Source organism: Lysinibacillus antri (assembly GCF_003977595.1).
Lineage (GTDB): Bacteria > Bacillota > Bacilli > Bacillales_A > Planococcaceae > Ureibacillus > Ureibacillus antri.
In genome coordinates this window covers 229194-249548 of sequence record NZ_RYYR01000001.1, presented here as the reverse complement: position 1 = coordinate 249548, position 20355 = coordinate 229194, and the positions used below count along the sequence as shown (strand labels likewise).

The following is a 20355-nucleotide window of genomic DNA, read 5'->3' as shown; positions in this document are numbered from 1 at the left end:
AGTGAAAAAACCAGAAATATTAGTTACACCAAAATCGTTGGATCATGTAAATGCTTTAATTGAAGCAGGTGCAGATGCTTTTATCATTGGTGAACAAAAATTTGGCTTACGATTAGCAGGAGAATTTACTTTAAATGAAGTAGAACAAGCGACTAAAATAATCCATGAAGCCGGTAAAAAAGTATATGTTGCAGTAAATGCGATTTTCCATAATGACCGTTTAGATGCATTGGATGATTATTTAAAACAATTGCAAAGAATTGGTGTGGATTCCCTAGTATTTGGTGACCCTGCAGTAGTAATGGCAGTTCGTGAACTAGGCATTACGATTCCATTACATTGGAATCCAGAAACAATCGCAACAAACTGGTTCCAAGCAAATTACTGGGAAGAGCGTGGGGCAAAACGAGCGGTACTTGCACGTGAGCTTTCTTTAGACGAAGTGTTAGAAATTAAAGAAAATGCAAAACCTGAAATCGAAGTTCAAGTACATGGAATGACATGTATGTTCCAATCGAAACGTTCTCTTTTAGGAAATTACTTCCTATATCGTGGAGAAGCAATGGAGATTGAAAACCGTAAAGAAAATAAAAATATGTTTTTACATGATAAAGAACGTAAAAATAAATACCCAATTTATGAAGATGAAAATGGAACACATATTTTTTCACCGAATGATATGTGTTTAATTGATGAGCTGACAGAACTGCTTGAAGCGGGGATCGATTCATTAAAAATTGATGGCGTATTACATAGTGAAGACTATATAACAACCGTTACAAATTGCTATCGCCAAGCAGTTGATGCCTTCTTCGATCAAGGTGAAGATGCTTATAATGCAATGAAAGACGAGCTATTAGAAAAAATTGAAGAAATCCAACCAAAATTACGTCCGTTAGATACAGGATTTATCTTCAAAGAAACAGTGTATTAGAATGGAGGGTCCGGCTTGTTACAACTAATAGAAAACGAAAAAATTCGAGAAGTAGTCGATGGAAAACGTGTCATTACGAAGAAACCAGAATTATTAGCTCCAGCTGGAAGTTTAGAAAAGCTAAAAATTGCGGTACACTATGGTGCTGACGCAGTATTTATTGGTGGACAAGAATTTGGTTTGCGTTCAAATGCGGATAACTTCTCTATTGAAGAAATGCGTGAAGGTGTTGAATTCGCCAAAAAATACGGTGCAGTTGTCTATGTTACAACGAACATTTTTGCCCACAATGAAAATATGGATGGTTTAGAAGAATACCTACAAGCAATTGAAGGTGCTGGTGTTCGAGGCATTATTGTGGCGGACCCATTAATTATTGAAACGTGTCGCCGTATCGCACCAAAGTTAGAAATTCACCTTTCTACTCAGCAATCTTTATCCAACTGGAAAGCAGTGAAGTACTGGAAAGAAGAAGGACTTCATCGTGTCGTATTAGCCCGTGAAGTTGGGGCAGAAGAAATGCTCAAAATGAAACAAGAAGTGGATATCGAAATAGAAGCATTTGTCCATGGGGCGATGTGTATTGCCTATTCTGGTCGATGCGTATTATCGAATCATATGACAGCGCGTGACTCGAACCGTGGTGGATGCTGTCAAAGTTGTCGTTGGGATTACGATTTATACGAGCAAGTTGATGGTGAAGAAAAAGCCTTATTTAATGAAGGGGAAGCACCATTTGCTATGAGTCCTAAAGACTTGAAATTAATTGAATCAATTCCTCACATGATTGAGTTAGGTATCGATTCGTTAAAAGTGGAAGGTCGTATGAAATCGATCCACTATATTGCAACGGTAATCTCTGTGTATCGTAAAGTGATTGATGCGTACTGTGCAGATCCAGAAAACTTTAAAATTAAAAAAGAGTGGTTAGAAGAATTAGACCGTTGTGCAAATCGTGCCGCAGCCTCTGCATTCTTTGAAGGGGAACCGAGCTATAAACAACAAATGTTTGGCTTCCATGCAGCGAAAATGAAATGGGATTTTGCAGGTTTAGTATTAGACTATAATGAGGAAACTCAAATGGTAACGTTACAACAACGTAACTACTTCAAACCAGGAGATACAATTGAGTTCTTTGGTCCTGAAATCGATTCATTTAAAATGGAAGTTGGTCAAGTTTGGAACGAAGATGACGAGGAAATTGAAGTGGCAAACCATCCGTTACAGATCGTAAAATTCAAAGTAGATCGTCCATTGTTCAAATTCAACATGATGCGGAAGGAGAATAAGTAAATGACAAAGAAGCGCCCTTTAGTTTTAGGGATTGCTGGAGGCTCATGCTCTGGAAAAACAAGCGTAACACATGCCATTTACGATGTTTTTAGAAATCATTCTGTCGTTGTAATTGAACAAGACTATTATTATAAAAATCAAAGTCATTTAACTTTTGAAGAACGTCTACAAACAAACTACGACCATCCATTAGCCTTTGATAATGACCTTTTATTAGAACATTTACATCGTTTGTTAGACCGCCAAGCGATTGATAAACCAGTATATGATTATGTAAATCATACGCGTGCTCAAGAAGTCATTCATGTTGAACCAAAAGATGTAATTATTTTAGAAGGTATTCTCGTATTAGAGGATAAACGTCTTAGGGACTTGATGGATATCAAATTATTTGTAGATACAGACTCGGATTTACGTATAATACGTCGAATTGAGCGGGATATTAAGGAACGAGGTAGAACAATTGATTCAGTCATTGAACAATATTTAACTGCTGTTCGTCCAATGCATAATTTATTTATTGAGCCAACGAAACGTTATGCTGATGTAATTATTCCTGAAGGCGGCGAGAATGAAGTTGCCATTGATTTGATGGTAACAAAAATTAAAACAATTCTTGAAACTACGACCAATGTGTAATATGATGAGTGAGTGTTGGAATAAATTAGTACTTTACAAATCAATTTAATATTGGTAAAAAATAAAATTCGGTTACTAGTTAAGTGGACAAACTACTTCTAATAGAAGGGCTTGTCTCATATGCTTAACTACTGACCGGGTTTTATTATTACACTCTATTTCTTTGTTTAACAGGGGTTTAAACAATTGTAAAAAGAGGAAATCTATTTAGGTTGTTTTCTATAACCGAACGTAAAAGTATAAACGTAAAAGAAAACGATTGCATTTTTACTTTTTACGTGTATAGTATTATTTCAAGTATTTAAGGAGTGATTGTCATGTCAAATGAAAAACAATATCCAATGACATTAGCAGGAAAACAAAAATTAGAAGATGAATTAGAGCACTTAAAAACAGTTAAACGTAAAGAAGTTGTGGAGCGTATTAAAGTGGCACGCAGTTTCGGAGACTTATCAGAGAACTCTGAATATGATTCAGCAAAAGAAGAACAAGGCTTTGTTGAAGGTCGAATTTCTGCCATTGAATCCATGTTACGTAATGCCATCATTATTCAAGAAACTGAAGGGGAAAGTGATGTCGTAACATTAGGTAAGACAGTTACGTTTATCGAGCTACCTGATGGTGATGAAGAGGAATATACAATTGTTGGTTCAGCAGAAGCAGATCCATTCGAAGGTCGTATTTCAAACGATTCACCAATTGCCAAAGCGTTATTAGGCAAAAAAGTAGATGATATTGTGAAATTAACAACACCAGGTGGAGATATGGAAGTTCGTATTGTGTCCATTAATACGGCGAAGTAATTCACCTAACTAATGGCTTAAACGATACATAGCCGAAATATTTGTGCATTAAAAGTCGACAAATCGAAACATTTGATTTGTCGGCTTTTTCTATTTAATCAAAAATTAATGTTGAATGAGTGAATGTTTATTTTATAACAAATACATTAAATATATGTCCTCAATATAGAATTATAAGAATGGTTGTTGATAAAATATAGTAGATTCAAAAATGCTTGGAAGGGGATTAACTTATCTCATGGAAAATGAAAGTCGAGATTACATGAATCGTTCTGAAAAAAGACAACGTTATCAGAATGATGGAAAACGTAAAAAAATGGACCGCCTTCTAAACATACTCATAGCAATTGTTTCCATCCTGATTATATTAAATCTGATTAGTATTTTTACGGACAAAGATCAGAACACTAAAAATGATGAAGTGGCAAACACAACGGATGAATCATCTAAAGACGCTAAAATTACTGATGATACAACGGAAGATCGTACAAGTGAAGAGGTAGATGAAGAAACGAGTGACGATGAAACCATTGATGAACCAATAGGAAGTGACGAAAACCTAAGCTCTGAACTAATTGTAGCACCTTCAGAAGATCCGATCGTCGATGAAGTGATTGTGAATCCAAATTGGCAGTCAACGCCGACAAAACAGACTGGAGAACATGTATCCGCATATACAGAAGGTCATATTGATTATGAAGAAAAACTTGAAACATTCCAAAATGCAGTTTCATTAGAACCGGAGAATATCATTGTCTGGTCAGTAAAAAATAATGGTAGTCCGAATTCTTCCGTGGCCGTTCTTACGTCGAAGGATGCAGAACGAACAGATAAATATCGAGTATACATTGAATGGATTGAAAACGAAGGATGGATTCCCGTAAAAGTAGAAAAACTAAATCAATTAGATGGAGCCTATTAATGTTCGAAAGGTTGACGGACAACGATTTATTCTTTAATGTTATTACTTGGAGAATGGAGGAAATATCATGAAAATTGCAGTAATTGGAGCAATGGAGCAAGAAGTAGAACTTTTACGAAATGCTCTAAGCAATCCGCAAGTAACGACGATTGCGAATAGTGAATATACTTCGGGTACATATGAAAATAAAGAAGTTGTTCTATTAAAAAGTGGTATCGGAAAAGTGAATGCAGCAATGTCGACAACGATATTACTACATGAATTTAAGCCGGATGTAGTCATTAATACAGGATCAGCAGGTGGCTATGACGCGGCTCTTGAAGTCGGAGCAATTGTTATTTCAGATGAAGTACGTCACCACGATGTTGATGTGACGATTTTTAATTATGAAATGGGGCAAGTACCACAGATGCCACCAGCATTTAAAGCCGATGCAGAATTAATGAAATTGGCGGAAGAAGCTGTCGACGAAATCGGTGAACATCAATATGGTGTGGGGCTTATCTGTTCAGGCGACTCTTTCATGAACGATCCACAACGAGTAGAGAAGGTAAGAACTTATTTCCCGCAAATGAAGGCAGTTGAAATGGAAGCGGCTGCAGTGGCGCAAGTGTGTTATCAATTTAACACGCCATTTGTAGTTATTCGTGCACTGTCTGATATTGCAGGAAAAGAATCAAATATTAGTTTTGATGAATTTTTACCGGTTGCTGCAAAACATTCAACTGAAATTGTGTTAAAAACAATTGAAAAGCTGTAGCGAATTCATTTGAAACACTCTTGAGGTTTTGAAAATATGCAAGTAATATGGAGATAGGATTTATTAGTTGTTAAAAATAGGAGGTTTTAATGATGTTATTATTAATGGGTGGTTCGGTTGCAATTACAGCGATTTTAGGAATACTTATTTACTTTGGTGCAAACACTGAAACAAGATATCGTTAATTACGAAAAGCTCATTTAAGACGATTAATGTCCTAAATGAGCTTTTTTTAAAGAATAAGTATAAAATTTCGGACTTAGAACAGTGTCTAGCTTCAGCGCCCTAGCCCCTCGGAAACTTCAACTTCCTCCTACGCATGCAAGCATGCTTGTCGGAAGTCTCCAGTTTCTTTCGGGGCTGAGCGAGGGCGCTTACGCTTTTCTTAGGTAGATTCGATTTCGGCTCTTTTATTTTCTTTCTCTGCTTGGCTATGCTTAAATTGTTGATACAGTTTCACCAGTGCTCGTTTTTCGATTCTTGAAACGTAACTTCGGGAAATTTTTAGCTTTTTCGCAATTTCCTTTTGAGTTAACGGGTCATTGTTATTTAAACCATAGCGGTAGACGATAATTTCTAATTCACGGGGTTCAAGCGTATTTAAATATGCATAAAGTTGTTCAAAGCTTTCTTTTTGTTCAATTTTGTCGATTGCGGGTTCTTCATCGAGTTGTAGTAAATCACGAATTTGCAATGATTGTCCTTCTTTATCCACCCCGATTGGTTCAAAAAGCGAAACGTCTTTTTGAACTTTCTTTTGTGCTCTTAAATGCATTAAAATCTCATTTTCTATACACCTTGCAGCATAGGTTGCTAGACGGGTTTTTTTGTCAGGCGTATAACTACTGACCGCTTTCATTAAACCGATTGTTCCGATAGAAATGTAATCATCGAGTTGTTCATGTTGAGGATGGAATTTTTTTACTACATGGGCAACGAGCCTCATATTTCGTTCAATTAAATCTAAACGTGCTTGTTCATCTCCTGCCATAAATCGTTCAATGGCTTTCGCTTCTTCTTCTTTTGTAAAAGGTCGGTGAAATGCCTGCCCCTTTAAATACCCTAAAAAAGATGGGATGTCTAGCCAAAGCTGCATAAGTGACGCAAAAATACCGCTCAATTACGTCATCCTTTCTGCCTTTTACGACATTATATGATAAGCTTTGCTAGAAAATGAAAAAAAAGTAGCAGAATCTTATGGGTAGAAAACACGATTTGTCGCATCGTAGTGGACATCCATAAAATCTATACTACCGTTTCGGTCAAAAAATAATCGATGCACTAGATAAAAATGCACCGATTGCGGTTAAACTTTTTTTAATTTAAAGTTGCTAATCATTAAGATTGAAAGTAGTGGAAACAAAAATAAATACGTGATAGGATTTACAATTGTTGTGAAGAAATAAGTAAACGTTAAAAATGTACCTGCAGCTGTGATTGGTAGACCTACGAAGTACCCTGTTGATTCAGTAATGTTAAAACGAGCTAAACGAAATGCACCTGAAGCAATATATAAAATGGTTAAGAGGGTTCCGGCCATTCCTAAATGAGTCATGATTATTTCATACATTAGTAGGGCTGGGGCTACACCAAATGATATAATATCACCCATAGAGTCTAATTGTTTACCTAGTTCAGATTCTAGGTTAAATTTTCTTGCCACTTTTCCATCATATCGATCTAAAAAAGCAGCGATAAAGATAAATAATACGCTATAACTATAAGCTTCATTTAATGTTGCCATAATGGAAGCACTACCAAAAGAAAGATTACAAATTGTAATTAAATTAGCAGCGTGGGATTTTACTTTTTTAATCGTGGTATCCACCATTTGGAGTAAAAACATGGAGAACACTCCTTTACGCTAAATGTATTAACTTAAAAAGAAATTTTCTAATGTTGAATAAGGTCTTACTATAGATGCGATCTATTTTCGTTACTTTTGCGAGCGCATTAGACTTTTCTTATTATACTTCTAAACCGTATAAATTGTAAGTAAATCAATATTTCTGAAAAAATGTTCCAACTTTATGATTAAATAAACATGTATACAAAAAAGTAAAGAACTAGGGGGTCATTATGAAAGAAAAGGTTTATCAACGTTTAATCGAATTAACGAACGGAAGATATAGCTCCCTTTTGTTAAAAAGCATTGTAACGTCTTCGTTTAGTAAAAAGCTTATTCGTGAGTATAGTAAAGTATACGAAATCGAATTAACTGAGGTTTCAAAGGATTATAAAAGTTTTTCAAGTTTACAAGATTTCTTCACAAGACAATTAAAAGAAGAGGCTAGACCAATAGATGCTCAACAACATACATTCGTTAGCCCTGTCGATGCAAAAGTCGAATCCTTTGGTAAAATTATTGAAGGTGCTATTTTTACAGTTAAAAATAAACCGTATACGTTAATGGATTTGTTTGGCAAACAAGAGCTTGTGGAGAAATATAAAAATGGTCAATATATCGTTTTTTACTTAAGTCCAGCAAATTACCATCGTATTCATAGTCCATTAGATGCGAAGGTCATTCGTCAATATGTGTTAGGAAAAAAATCATATCCTGTGAATCATCTAGGGCTAACTTACGGTAAAAAACCAATTAGTCATAATTACCGTATGATAAGTGAATTAGAATACCAAAATAATAAATATTTTACACTCGTCAAAGTAGGCGCAATGTTTGTTAATTCAATAAAATTGACAAATACTTCTTCAACTTGGAAAAAAGGAGAAGAGATAGGTTATTTTGCTTTCGGTTCAACGGTTGTGATGTTTTTTGAGGAAAATACAATACAATTTACAGAAGATATACAGCAAGGTGCCGAAGTGAAGATGGGAGAACCCATTGCAATTATGATATAATCGAAAAAAATATATTTAAGGGGTCAAAGTGTTGTTTAATTTTCTATTACCTAATGAATATGTAAATACTATATTCGAAATTACACCAGAAAAATTACAAAAACTAGGGATACGAGGTATTATTACGGACCTAGATAATACACTGATTGAATGGGACAGACCAGATGCAACCGAAGAAATTGCCCAGTGGTTGAAAATGCTTCAAGCTTCGGGAATCAAAATTATTATCGCTTCTAACAACAATGAAGTACGAGTAAATCGATTTGCAGAACCTTTAGGCATTCCATTTATCTATCGCGCTAGAAAGCCATTAGGAAGAGCCTACTATGCAGCGATGAAGGAAATTCGTTTAAAAAGCAATGAAGTTGCAATGGTTGGCGATCAGTTATTAACAGATATTATGGGGGCAAATCGCCTTCAGCTATATACGTTCTTAGTTCGACCTGTTGCAGAGTCGGATGGCTTTGTTACGCGTTTTAATCGATTTGTAGAGCGCCGCGTATTTAATACACTAGAGCGTAAAGGAATTAAAACTTGGGAGGAACAACAATGAACGAAATGCCAAATTGTATTGGCTGTGGAGCTATGATACAAACAGAAAATCCAAATGAGGTTGGCTATGCGCCTCTTTCATCGTTGGAGAAAGAAACTGTTATTTGCCAGCGATGTTTTCGTTTGAAAAACTATAATGAAATTCAGCCGGTCAGCTTAACGGATGATGATTTTTTACGAATTTTAAACGGCCTTGGCGAGCAAAAAGGTCTGATTGTAAAAATCGTGGACATTTTCGACTTTAATGGTAGCTGGTTACCAGGATTGCACCGATTCGTAGGGAACAATCCAGTACTATTAGTAGCTAATAAAGCAGACTTACTACCAAAATCTGTTAAACCTAAAAAAGTCATCAACTGGCTAAAACGAGAAGCGAAAAGCTTAGGATTACAGCCGATCGATGTCCTACTAGTAAGTGCCCATAAAGGAATGGGGATGGCTGAAGTAGTTGAGAAAATTGAACACTATCGAAACGGCCAGGATGTTTATGTTGTCGGTTGTACAAATGTAGGAAAATCAACATTTATCAATCGCATCATTAAACAAGCTACAGGAGAAGGGAATGTGATTACAACATCGCATTTTCCTGGTACGACGTTGGATATGATTGAGATTCCATTAGATGATGGATCTGCTCTTTACGATACACCAGGTATTATTAATCATCATCAAATGGCTCATCACATTGACTCAAGTGAGTTAAAATATATTATGCCGAAAAAAGAAATTAAACCTAAAGTTTACCAACAAAATGAAGGACAAACTTTGTACATTGGTGCTTTAGCAAGATTTGATTTTATAAAAGGTGAGCGTTCTGCTTTTACAGTGCATATCGCAAATGACTTACCAATTCACCGTACAAAACTAGAAAAAGCGGATGCGTTATATGCTGAGCATAAAGGTGAATTACTCGCACCACCAACTAAAAAATATATTGATCAGCTTCCGGAATTGGTTCGTCATGAATTTGCGATTAAAGAAGCGAAAACAGACGTGGTGATTTCAGGGCTTGGCTGGATTACGGTTCAGCATGCAAACGTTGTAGTAGCTGCACATGCACCAAAAGGAGTAGAGGTATTTATTCGACCTTCTTTAATCTAATTTAGGAAGAAAAGAGGATTTGAAAAATGAAAAAGTGGTTTGCAGTCATTGGGGATCCAATTGCGCATTCAAAATCCCCTAATATGCATAATATGTGGTTTGAAGCAATGAATATAGATGCAACTTATATTCCAATTCATGTAAAGCCAGAACAACTAGAACAATCCATTACATCGTTAAAAACATTAGGTGCAAGTGGCTGGAATATAACGATTCCCCATAAACAGGCAATCATTCCTTTCCTTGATGAACTAGATGAATTAGCGGAAAAAATGGGTGCTGTTAATACCGTAGTTCGCTTACCAGATGGCAAATTAAAAGGGTATAATACGGATGGTCCGGGATTTGTTCACTCGCTTGAAGAAAAAGTAGGAAAAGACCATAAAGCGAAAAAAGTATTATTAATTGGCGCTGGTGGAGCCGCAAGAGGTATCGCATTTGCACTACAACAATTCGGTTACAATGATTTAACCATTACCAATCGTACGACACAAAAGGCAGAAGCCATCATTTCTGAAATTGGTTCAGGACAAGCAGTATCATTACAAGAGGCAGAACAACATTTAAATCAATATGGGATTATCATTCAATGTACCTCTGCTGGCTTAGCGCAAAGTGAGTTTAGCCTACCTCTTTCTTTGGACAAACTACAAGAAGGAGCAATTGTTGCAGATATTGTGTATAATCCATTAATGACCCCATTTTTAGTTGAGGCACAAAAGAACAAGGCCATCGTTGTAAATGGTCTTGGAATGTTTGTACATCAAGGAGCAATTGCCTTTCATCATTGGTTAGGGCAATACCCCGATACAAATGGAATGACAAAAAAATTAACAGCAGAATTAGAACTAAGCACCTGTTAATATTAGGAGGAAATTTAAGTTTATGCTAACTGGCAAACAAAAACGTTTTTTAAGAGCAGAGGCACATCATTTAACACCTATTTTTCAAGTAGGAAAAGGCGGGGTAAATGATCAAATGCTACGTCAATTACGAGATGTGTTAGAAGCTCGTGAATTAATTAAAGTTCGTATACTAGATAACTGTGAAGAGGAAAAAGATGAAGTGGCTACTGCATTAGCAGAAGGTACTGGTGCTGAGCTCGTTCAACTAATTGGTCTTACAGTTGTTTTATATAAAGAATCTCGAAACAATAAAAAAATTGTTTTACCAAAAGTAAAAGAAAAGTAAGGTGTAAAAACGGATGAAAAAGGTTGGCATTTTTGGAGGAACGTTTAACCCTCCTCATATCGGACATTTAATAATGGCAAATGAAGCGTATGATGCATTGCAACTAGATGAAGTCCGTTTTATGCCAAATGCAATTGCACCTCATAAAAAACTTGATGATGATGCTTCAATTGAAAATCGCCATCAAATGGTAGAGATCGCAATTCAGCCCTATCAACAATTTCGTTTAGAAACGATCGAGTTGGAACTTGGGGGAATTTCTTATACGCATCACACGATCCTTGCGTTAAAAGAGCGAGAGCCAGATACAAAATTTTATTTTATTATCGGTGGCGATATGATCGATTCCCTTCATACCTGGTACAAAATTGATGAACTCATTCAATTTGTCCAATTTGTTGGAGTAAAGCGTCCTGGTACACATTCAACATCTACATATGACGTCAAAATGATAGAAGCGCCGTTAATTGATCTATCTTCAACTTTAATTCGCAAGCGTTTAAAAAATGGCGGAACATTAAAATTTTTGTTACCAGATGGTGTAGAGGACTATATTCGAAAGGAAGGTCTTTATGGAACGCGATGAGTATTTAGCCATTGTAAAAACGCGTATGCCTGAAAAAAGATATATTCATACTATTGGTGTAATGGAAACGGCCTGTGCGTTAGCCAAACGGTATGATGAGGATATAACATCGGCTGAAACTGCGGCAATTTTACATGATATCGCTAAATACGCTGATGAAGACTTGATGCGCCAAATCGTAAAGGAAAATGGTCTCGATGCGAGGCTCCTATCTTGGGGTTCAGAAATTTTACATGGACCAGTTGGAGCATGGATTGCTGAACATGAATTTAATATAAGAAACGAAGATATTTTAAATGCAATTCGGTTCCACACAACGGGACGTGCTGGAATGTCAAAGTTAGAAAAAATAATCTACATTGCAGATATGATTGAACCAAATCGAAATTTTCCAGGTGTAGAAGCGTTACGTGAAGCTGCCAAGGAAAATTTAGATGAAGCTATGGAGCAATGTATTAGCCATTCAATGTTATTTTTAGTTCAAACAAAACAACCAATATTCCCAGTCTCGGTGGAATGTTTTAATGATGTGGTTTCATAAAAAATGGAACGTAAAAAGAGAGGAACAGTGAAGAATGACGCAAAACTTATTACAAATTGCACATAAAGCGATCGATGATAAACGTGGGGAAGATATTGTTGTATTAAATATGCAAAATATCTCACTATTAGCAGATTATTTTATTATTTGTCACGGTAGCTCGGATCGTCAGCTTCAAGCCATTGCAAGAGAAGTGCAAGATAAAGCACAAGAAAACGGCTTTGATATAAAACGTATTGAAGGATTTGATTCGGCTCGTTGGATTTTAGTTGACCTTGGTGACGTTGTTGTGCACATCTTCCATAAGGACGAACGTGCATTTTATAACTTAGAAAGACTTTGGGGAGACGCACCTCAATTAGACGTACCAACAGTTGAATGATGAATAATAGCTACGAACGGTTTGCCTACATTTATGATCAGCTGATGCAAGACGTACCTTACGATCAATATTTACAATGGATACAACAAAATGCACCAAGTGAACAGTATCCAAAATTATTAGATATAGGTTGTGGTACAGGTACGCTTTCTTTACGCTTTCATCAAGCAGGCTATCAAGTAACAGGAATTGACTTATCAGAGGAAATGTTAACTGTGGCAAATAACCGTTTTCAAGAAGCAGGAGTAACAATTCCACTTGTTGCTATGTCGATGGACCAACTTGATGGGTTTTCTGAGATCGATGTTGCCTGTATTCCAATCGATTCGATTAATTATTTACATGATGAAAGTGCCGTTGTTGAAACGTTAAAAAGGGTTTATGGACTTTTGCGAAAAGGTGGAAAAATCTTTTTTGATGTGCACTCCCTTTATAAAATGGATCATATTTTCATGAACAGTCCATTTACGTATGACGATGGCGACATTACGTATGTATGGTTTACAGAAGAGGGAGATGATAATCATTCCGTCTATCATCAAATGACCTTCTTTGTAAAAGAAGAATCCGGGTTGTTTGAACGATTTGATGAAGATCATTTCCAGCGTACGTTCCCAGTTGAAACATATGTGAAGTGGTTAAAGGAAATTGGGTTTACAGAAATCATTGTTACAGCAGATTGGGAAGAATCAGAGCCAACAGACGAAAGTGAAAGAATCTTTATCCAGGCAATAAAATAAAAGTGGAGTGGGCTCGCCTAGCTCCGACAGACACTGGCCGACAAAAACGCCACGTCCTGTGGCATTGTCGGCACTTGCACATCCGTGTGCGGCGGAGACTTTTGACGAGCATGCTTGCATCTGTCGCAAGCTTTCGATGCAGATAAATTGCATGCGTGGGAGAAAGTTGAAGTGGCCTAGGAGCTAGCCCACGAAACTAGACACTGTTCAAACGTATAAAAATTTTACATATTAAAAAATAATAAAACATCTTTTCAACAGAAGGTAATTTTTGTATATTATTAATATACTCCATATGACTAACCTTCTGGAGTGAGGTGTTTTTTTATTGGTGCATCTTGTCAAAAAGTATGCAAAAACGGTGCTATTCCCCGGCATGGTTTGTATTGGAATCCTTTATTTTATCCTTCAACAAAATGATTCAAGCGGTGAAACCCTTGAAATTACAACAATTCCACAAGAACAAATAGAACAATTAAATAGCGAAGTTACAAAAGAAGTTGAGGAACCAACGAATAGTCCTGTTATGGTAGATGTGAAAGGCGCCGTCCATTTTCCTGGTGTGTATGAGTTAACAACAGAAGATCGCGTAATTGATGCAATCCAACTCGCTGGTGGGTACATTGAAGAAGCGGATACAAAAATGATTAATCATGCCCAAAAATTAGTAGATGAAATGGTACTATATATTCCTAAAAAAGGTGAGGATGTTGAAACAATTCCGAATGGACAAGTTGCTGTAGCGACGAATAATCAACATGCTACTTCAAGTCTCATCGACATAAACAGTGCAGATGAGTCCCAATTAACGACCTTGCCTGGAATTGGCCCGTCAAAAGCGCAAGCCATTATTAGCTATAGAGAAGAAAGTGGTGCGTTCAAAAGTATTGAAGATTTAAAAAAGGTTACAGGTATAGGAGATAAAACCTTTGAAAGATTAAGAGAATTCATCGAGGCAAAGTAAAACGTGATTCATAATCTAGCATTGCAACATTGGATTTTTCCATCTAAACTAGTAGAAACAATAGTTTGGAGGAAGTCATATGGAGCGAATAACTTGGGATCAATTTTTCATGGCACAAAGTCATTTATTAGCACTTCGTAGTACATGTACGAGACTTGCAGTAGGTGCAACGATTGTGCGTGAAAAAAGAATTATTGCAGGGGGCTATAATGGCTCGATTTCTGGCGACGAACATTGTACGGAAAAAGGTTGTTATGTAGTAGACAATCATTGTGTACGCACAATCCATGCAGAAACCAATGCACTGTTACAATGTGCAAAATACGGTACACCAGCCAATGGGGCAGACATTTATGTGACACATTTTCCTTGCTTACCATGTACAAAAACAATTATTCAAGCAGGGATTAAAAATGTTTACTATGCAACGGATTATAAAAATAATCAATACGCACTAGAATTGTTTGAAAAAGCTAAAGTTAATGTGGTTCATATTCCTTTTGATGAAGCAAAAATTGATTTTTTAAAGGATGAAAAATTAGAGTTAGCTTTTGAAATGTTATCGAAACTACGTAATCTTGGAGCAACGGATGCGGAATTAAAACCTTTTGAAGAGAAGGTGAATGCACTATTTGATCACGTTAAAATCTAAATTCATCTATTATGCCTTGTCCATTCTCGTTGCAACTCTAGCAGCTATTGAATCGGGAAGGCTTTTATTTTTATTAGTATTCTTTACGTTTTTTTTACTATATAAGCAAGAACATTTACTTCATATTATTGGTGTTATTTTCATGGGCTTATTATCATTTAGTTATGTTACGTTCGAAGTTAACAAAGTAGAAAAATCATTAACGCTGCCAACTACCTTAACTTGGACGCATGAATATAAAATAAATGGTGATAAGTTGCGCGGTTTAATGACAGACATGGAAGGTAGGAAAGTGTATATCGTCTATCAATTTACGACAGAAGAAGAAAAGGAATACTATCAACAAACCTCTTTAACTGGTAGACAATTTTTAGTTTATGGATCTCTTGAAGAACCGTCAAAGCCTGCCCATCAATTTGCGTTTAACATGAAGACCTATTTAAAAAGTAAAGGCGCAATTGGAATTGTTGAAATTTCCCAATGGTCCTATATGAATACAAAAGCGTCTTTTTATCAAAAAATGAATGAGCAAAGATTTAAATTAAAAACACATATTGAGAAGACCTTTCCCCAGTCCCTCGTAGGAGAGGCTCAGGCCCTGCTCATTGGATTGCAAGACTTAGTTGAGGATGAAGAGACACGAGCGTATCAAAAGCTCGGAATCACCCATTTATTTGCGATTTCTGGCTTACATATTGCCATCGTTTCATTTATCTTCTTTCAAGGGCTACTTCGTTTAAAGGTTCGGAAAGAATTTGCGACGGTCATTCTTTTAATCATCTTGCCTACGTACGCCTTGTTAGCTGGAGGAGCTCCTTCTGTATGGCGTGCTGTAGTAGTTGTTGAATTAATCATCCTCTGTAGGTTAAAGTGGTTTCTAACAATTGATGATGCACTGTCACTTAGCTTTATATTATTTTTGTTAGTTGAACCTTGGTCTGTTTTTCAAATTGGGTTTCAATTATCCTATTTAGCAACAGTAAGCTTAATTTATTCAGGGAAAATTATTCAACGTGATCCATCTTGGTTAATGCAGTCGTTTTTTATCACGTTTGTCTGTCAATTACTCGTTTATCCTCTATTGTTGTTCCACTTTTATGAAATTAGCATTTCCTCCTTTTTTGTCAACATTTTCTTTGTCCCATTGTTCTCATTTATCATTTTACCTATTAACATTCTTTTATTAGTCATCTCCTTCTTACCAGGTCCATTTGCAAAGCTCCTATTTGCCTGTTATGAACCGTTCCGAACACTTCTAACGGAGTGTATTCATTGGTTACAAGCGATTCCATATCAAATGTGGGTAGCCGGGAAACTGGGGCTGTTTGCTATTTGTCTTGCTTATGTAAGTGTATTTATTGTGTTTTACATGTTGGAAAATCGCAAACGCCTTTTTTGGGTCATGGTTGTTTTAGCAATTCCGGTCATGTTCATTCATTATTCAAAGCAGCTCAATCATGATTTAAAAATATCTTTTGTAAATGTTGGACAAGGCGACTGCATTATCTTAGAGCTGCCAAAACGGAAGGCTGTTTATATGATTGATACAGGAGGACTATTAAGATTTGAGCAGGAAAACTGGAAAAGGAGTCATAATCCATATGAAGTTGGGACTCAAGTTGTCGTGCCATATTTAAAAGGAAAAGGGATACAGAAAATTGATAAATTAATCATTACCCACGCAGATGCCGATCATGTGGAAGGAGCAGAAGAAATATTGCGTGAAATTAACATAAAGGAAATCCATGTTACGCCAAATTCATTGCAAAAGGAGATTATGCATGATCTTTTAAAAGAAGCTCGTAAACAGCAAATACCCATTCGCGAACAAATCGCAGGTAATTCATGGACGATTGACAATATGACGTTTCAATATCTGTGGCCACAAGATACAGACTATGAAGGAAATAATGACTCCCTTGTGCTTTTCGTAAAAAGAAATGAGTTTACAGCCCTTTTTACAGGTGATTTAGAACAAGAAGGGGAAGAACTGATCTTACAATCCTACCCGAATTTAAAAAACATATATTTATTGAAAGCGGGGCACCATGGCAGTAAAACATCCAGTAGTCAAGCTTTTGTTGAGAAATTAAGCCCGCATTTAACTATTTTTAATGCGGGAGAAAATAATCGATATGGGCATCCTCATGTTGAAGTGGTAGAGAGATTTAAATCTTTAAATTTACCCACATTAACGACTGGTGAGAAAGGAACAATTGAAGTTCGAGTCAATCATGGTAAAATGAGCGTTTTCTATTCCAATTAAAAAAAGAAAAAAAGACATACCCCTATATGAGATGTCCTTTTTTCTTATGTAGCATTAAGCTGCTACATCAATAATTGTTGCAATAATAAACATAAGTGCGAAGAATGCAAATGAAACACCGAATCCTACACCAGCATCGATTGCTTGGTTACGCATAGTTGCGCCATTTTCACCTTCAAAAGGATTATGTGTTACAACGTTTTCATTATTATGTGATGCCATACCTATCCCTCCTACTCAAAGACCATTATAAGTCAATATATACTAAAAATCTATATGGAATACGTCAAATTCTACTAATCACCTTTCGTAAATTGGACACAATTTATACATTCGATATGATAAAAGAAAAAATTGTGTATACTAGAAATGAAAAAGTGTAAGGAGTGACAATAATGTTTTCGAAAATATGGAAAGATATTAAAAATGGACAAATCGCTCCTATTTATTGTATTTATGGGGAAGAAACTTATTTTATTGACGAAACGATAAAAAAAATAAAACAGGCATTAAATACAACAGAAGAAACGGAAACAATTAACTTTGATTTAGAGGAATCCCCTGTAGATTTCGTTCTCGATGAAGCCGATACCTTTCCATTTTTTTCTGAAAAGAAGCTAATACTCGCAAAAAATGCTTCTTTTTTAAAGGCTATGGAAAAAGGAAAAGAAAAAATAGAACATGATCTAAAGCGTTTAGAAATGTGGCTAAACAACCCATCTGATTTTGCCATTGTTATTTTTATTGCACCTTATGAAAAATTGGATGAACGTAAAAAAATTACGAAATTAATGAAGGAAAAATGTACTGTCCTTCATGCAGAAACGCCCAAAGAAAATGATTTAGCCGTTTGGATTCGTACAGAAGTAAATCGCTTTAATAAAACGATCCAGGATGAAGCGGTCGATAAACTTGTTGAAATGGTCGGCGCAAATATGCTCCAACTGCAAATTGAAATCGAGAAAATTTGCCTGTATCTTGGCGAACAACCAATGATTACAACCGATATTGTGGAAGACCTCGTTGCCAAAACGTTAGAGCATGATGCGTTCAAAATGTTAAACGCTTATTTGTCCCATCAAAATGCAGAGGCTATCCAGATTTATCATGATTTACTCAGACAAAAGGAAGAACCGATTATGCTAGTTGGGCTGCTTGCATCGAATATTCGTACGATGAACAATGTTTATTATTTGCAGAAAAAAGGATATCATGCAACCCAAATTTCGAAACAGTTAAAAATACATCCTTACCGGGTGAAATTAATGGTGGAAAATCGAAACCGACCTTCTGAAGAGCGATTATTAAAGGCATTACATAGTTTATCGGAAATTGATTTAAAATTAAAATCGGTCGGGGGAAATCGCGAGCGGTTGTTGGAAATGTTTTTATTAAGGGCGTTATAAAAATTAGTTTATTTACCATCCTATTTTGGGTGGTTTTTCTTTTTCCCTGTGAATTTAGATTTTTTCGTGGCTTACAGTGGTAGGCCGCGTCTTCCGAAGTTAGAATCATTTTTGTTTTGGTATATAAAATTTGTTGTTTTTACAATGAAAAAAGACCAACTACCTAAAAAGGTAATTGATCTTTACGGTTTCATTAGTTAGCTTGTTTAGCTAGACGTGATTTTTTGCGAGCAGCTGCATTTTTATGGATAAGACCTTTAGAAGCTGCTTTATCAAGAGCTTTAGAAGCCGCTACTACTAATTCTTGTGCGTTTTCAGCATTATTTGCAAGAGCTTGTTCAGCTTTTTTCACTGTAGTACGCATAGCAGATTTTGCTTGAGAGTTAGCAGCGTTTGCTTTTTCAGCAACTTTAACACGTTTAATTGCAGATTTAATGTTTGGCATATCTTTCACCTCCTAAGTAAGGTACGAGATGAGTTATCTTCTCACTATTTTCTTGTCAATACAACAAAAATCATTCTACCAAACGACAACAATAATTGCAATAGTTAAATGCAAAGAATATTTACTTGACAGTTTGTCTAACATATTTATGAGGTGATAATTGATGATAGAAGTGAATTGGAGTAGAACCGATTTAATCGATGAATCCCAAGAGGTAGTCGAACATCAAACCAGACAACAGAAGGAAAAATTAGAAGAATCCAATGGTGTCTCCATTGAAGAGTTTAAAGATGGTAGAGTAAAGGTAACAAAAGTTGAAGTAGATAAATTAGGACAAGAACAAATCGGAAAAAAAGAAGGGAAGTATATTACCCTCTCTGTTCCAACTTTAACGATTGAAGATAACAATGGTTTTGAACAACTAGAAAGAGCGTTTACAAAATATCTCGATGAAATTCATAAAGATATCGAAATTAAAAAAGATAGTAAAGTACTCGTTGTAGGTTTAGGAAATAAAACAATTACTCCCGATGCTATTGGTCCTTTTGCGATTGATGCCATGCAAACGGAACAATCCGAAAATCCAAGTGACCATTTTATTCTTTATGCTCCTGGCGTAACAGGTCAAACAGGTTTCGAAACAAGTGATTTTATCCATGCACTTACTGAAAAAATACAACCTTCTCTCGTTCTAGTAATCGATGCACTTGCTACAAGAGGAAGTTCAAGGTTATGTAAAACCATTCAAATTACCGATACTGGAATTCATCCAGGGTCCGGTGTGGGCAATACTCGTACTGAAGTTTCAAAAGAAGTGATGGGGGTTCCGGTTACGGCAATTGGGGTTCCAACCGTTGTAGATGCTACAGTGATTATCGCGGACGCGATCGATAACGTATTTCGTTCGATTGCGGCGAAAATTGAAGAACGAGGCAAGCCGTCTAGTAAACTGTCTGTTACGTCGTGGACACCAGATTCTGATGCGAGAGTCGATTTAAATTTAATTAAGCCGATTTTTGGTGAATGGTCAACGTGGTCAACAAATGATCGACTTCAATTATTTGAAGAAGCCTTTGCCCACCATCCTGAACGTTTAATTGTCACACCTAAGGAAGTCGATGTTTGGATAACAAAATATTCACTTCTGATTAGTAGAGCTTTATTTAATTGGCTCGATCAAAAGGTAAAAAAAGAAAAGCAATAGGTTGTTTTTGGAGTTTGAACAATATCTAGCTTCTCGAGCGTTTCGACTCCTCCTGTAAAAGCAAAAAGCGCCTTCGCAGGAGGAGTCTCCAACGCTTGTCGGAGCTTGCGCG

The 20355-nt window shown here is 36.2% G+C and carries 24 protein-coding genes; 20 read left to right on the top strand and 4 right to left on the bottom strand.

Annotation, left to right across the window (positions count from 1 at the left end):
• Position 1 precedes the first annotated feature (1 nt).
• The 6 genes from EK386_RS01315 to mtnN all read left to right on the top strand — a co-directional run bounded on the left by EK386_RS01315 (position 2) and on the right by mtnN (position 5351).
• Positions 2-934 (top strand): peptidase U32 family protein, encoded by a 933-nt coding sequence (locus EK386_RS01315; RefSeq protein ID WP_126657201.1) that lies wholly within the window; start codon positions 2-4, stop codon positions 932-934.
• A 15-nt stretch (positions 935-949) separates the two neighbouring features.
• Positions 950-2227 (top strand): peptidase U32 family protein, encoded by a 1278-nt coding sequence (locus EK386_RS01310; RefSeq protein WP_126657200.1) that lies wholly within the window; start codon positions 950-952, stop codon positions 2225-2227.
• Positions 2228-2866 carry a uridine kinase gene (gene udk / locus EK386_RS01305; protein WP_126657199.1) on the top strand — a complete coding sequence of 213 codons (639 nt, stop codon included), beginning with the start codon at positions 2228-2230 and terminating at the stop codon, positions 2864-2866.
• Between the two features lie 317 nt (positions 2867-3183).
• Entirely contained in the window at positions 3184-3669 is a 486-nt protein-coding gene (greA, locus tag EK386_RS01300; RefSeq protein WP_126657198.1) for a transcription elongation factor GreA, read from the top strand.
• Between the two features lie 238 nt (positions 3670-3907).
• Positions 3908-4591, top strand: coding sequence for a YrrS family protein (locus tag EK386_RS01295; protein ID WP_158674355.1), 684 nt, complete (start codon positions 3908-3910; stop codon positions 4589-4591).
• A gap of 67 nt (positions 4592-4658) precedes the next feature.
• Positions 4659-5351, top strand: a complete 693-nt coding sequence (gene mtnN, locus EK386_RS01290; protein WP_126657196.1) for a 5'-methylthioadenosine/S-adenosylhomocysteine nucleosidase — start codon at positions 4659-4661, stop codon at positions 5349-5351.
• A 385-nt stretch (positions 5352-5736) separates the two neighbouring features.
• On the opposite strand, the gene sigK is transcribed toward mtnN, so the two are convergent.
• Both sigK and pssA read right to left on the bottom strand, forming a co-directional pair.
• Entirely contained in the window at positions 5737-6471 is a 735-nt protein-coding gene (sigK, locus tag EK386_RS01285) for an RNA polymerase sporulation sigma factor SigK (RefSeq protein WP_126657195.1), read from the bottom strand.
• 186 nt (positions 6472-6657) lie between these two features.
• Positions 6658-7197, bottom strand: coding sequence for a CDP-diacylglycerol--serine O-phosphatidyltransferase (pssA, locus tag EK386_RS01280; protein WP_126657194.1), 540 nt, complete (start codon positions 7195-7197; stop codon positions 6658-6660).
• A 233-nt stretch (positions 7198-7430) separates the two neighbouring features.
• On the opposite strand from pssA, the gene EK386_RS01275 reads away from it, so the two are divergent.
• The 12 genes from EK386_RS01275 to EK386_RS01220 all read left to right on the top strand — a co-directional run bounded on the left by EK386_RS01275 (position 7431) and on the right by EK386_RS01220 (position 17188).
• A complete protein-coding gene (locus tag EK386_RS01275; protein ID WP_126657193.1) occupies positions 7431-8213 on the top strand; it encodes a phosphatidylserine decarboxylase in 783 nt (260 codons plus the stop codon).
• A 28-nt stretch (positions 8214-8241) separates the two neighbouring features.
• Complete coding sequence (locus EK386_RS01270; RefSeq protein ID WP_246027550.1) at positions 8242-8766, top strand: YqeG family HAD IIIA-type phosphatase; 525 nt, start codon at positions 8242-8244, stop codon at positions 8764-8766.
• The gene (gene yqeH, locus EK386_RS01265) at positions 8763-9866 is read left to right on the top strand and encodes a ribosome biogenesis GTPase YqeH (protein WP_126657191.1); all 1104 of its coding nucleotides are present in this window, start codon (positions 8763-8765) and stop codon (positions 9864-9866) included. Before EK386_RS01270 ends, yqeH begins: the two co-directional genes overlap by 4 nt.
• Positions 9867-9892: 26 nt before the next feature.
• The gene (aroE, locus tag EK386_RS01260; RefSeq protein WP_126657190.1) at positions 9893-10729 is read left to right on the top strand and encodes a shikimate dehydrogenase; all 837 of its coding nucleotides are present in this window, start codon (positions 9893-9895) and stop codon (positions 10727-10729) included.
• Between the two features lie 22 nt (positions 10730-10751).
• Positions 10752-11057, top strand: coding sequence for a ribosome assembly RNA-binding protein YhbY (gene yhbY / locus EK386_RS01255; protein ID WP_126657189.1), 306 nt, complete (start codon positions 10752-10754; stop codon positions 11055-11057).
• Positions 11058-11070: 13 nt separating this feature from the next.
• Positions 11071-11643 carry a nicotinate-nucleotide adenylyltransferase gene (locus EK386_RS01250; protein ID WP_126657188.1) on the top strand — a complete coding sequence of 191 codons (573 nt, stop codon included), beginning with the start codon at positions 11071-11073 and terminating at the stop codon, positions 11641-11643.
• The gene (gene yqeK / locus EK386_RS01245) at positions 11630-12184 is read left to right on the top strand and encodes a bis(5'-nucleosyl)-tetraphosphatase (symmetrical) YqeK (RefSeq protein ID WP_126657187.1); all 555 of its coding nucleotides are present in this window, start codon (positions 11630-11632) and stop codon (positions 12182-12184) included. Before EK386_RS01250 ends, yqeK begins: the two co-directional genes overlap by 14 nt.
• A gap of 34 nt (positions 12185-12218) precedes the next feature.
• Positions 12219-12566: a ribosome silencing factor gene (gene rsfS, locus EK386_RS01240; RefSeq protein ID WP_126657186.1), complete on the top strand. Its 348-nt coding sequence runs from the start codon at positions 12219-12221 to the stop codon at positions 12564-12566.
• On the top strand, positions 12566-13306 hold the full coding sequence (locus tag EK386_RS01235) for a class I SAM-dependent DNA methyltransferase (protein ID WP_126657185.1): 741 nt from the start codon (positions 12566-12568) through the stop codon (positions 13304-13306). Before rsfS ends, EK386_RS01235 begins: the two co-directional genes overlap by 1 nt.
• 331 nt (positions 13307-13637) lie before the next feature.
• Positions 13638-14270: a helix-hairpin-helix domain-containing protein gene (locus tag EK386_RS01230; protein ID WP_246027554.1), complete on the top strand. Its 633-nt coding sequence runs from the start codon at positions 13638-13640 to the stop codon at positions 14268-14270.
• Positions 14271-14349: 79 nt separating this feature from the next.
• Positions 14350-14922, top strand: a complete 573-nt coding sequence (locus tag EK386_RS01225; RefSeq protein WP_126657184.1) for a ComE operon protein 2 — start codon at positions 14350-14352, stop codon at positions 14920-14922.
• A complete protein-coding gene (locus EK386_RS01220; protein ID WP_126657183.1) occupies positions 14894-17188 on the top strand; it encodes a DNA internalization-related competence protein ComEC/Rec2 in 2295 nt (764 codons plus the stop codon). The genes EK386_RS01225 and EK386_RS01220 overlap by 29 nt, the downstream gene beginning before the upstream one ends.
• 54 nt (positions 17189-17242) lie before the next feature.
• Here EK386_RS01220 and EK386_RS01215 read toward each other — a convergent pair whose 3' ends face one another.
• Entirely contained in the window at positions 17243-17410 is a 168-nt protein-coding gene (locus tag EK386_RS01215) for a YqzM family protein (protein WP_126657182.1), read from the bottom strand.
• Positions 17411-17583: 173 nt separating this feature from the next.
• Between EK386_RS01215 and holA the strand changes: the two genes are divergently transcribed.
• A complete protein-coding gene (holA, locus tag EK386_RS01210) occupies positions 17584-18594 on the top strand; it encodes a DNA polymerase III subunit delta (protein WP_126657181.1) in 1011 nt (336 codons plus the stop codon).
• 193 nt (positions 18595-18787) lie between these two features.
• On the opposite strand, the gene rpsT is transcribed toward holA, so the two are convergent.
• Positions 18788-19039, bottom strand: a complete 252-nt coding sequence (gene rpsT / locus EK386_RS01205; RefSeq protein ID WP_126657180.1) for a 30S ribosomal protein S20 — start codon at positions 19037-19039, stop codon at positions 18788-18790.
• Positions 19040-19202: 163 nt separating this feature from the next.
• Here rpsT and gpr point away from each other — a divergent pair, with 163 nt between their 5' ends.
• Entirely contained in the window at positions 19203-20243 is a 1041-nt protein-coding gene (gene gpr / locus EK386_RS01200; protein ID WP_126657179.1) for a GPR endopeptidase, read from the top strand.
• Positions 20244-20355: the final 112 nt, after the last annotated feature.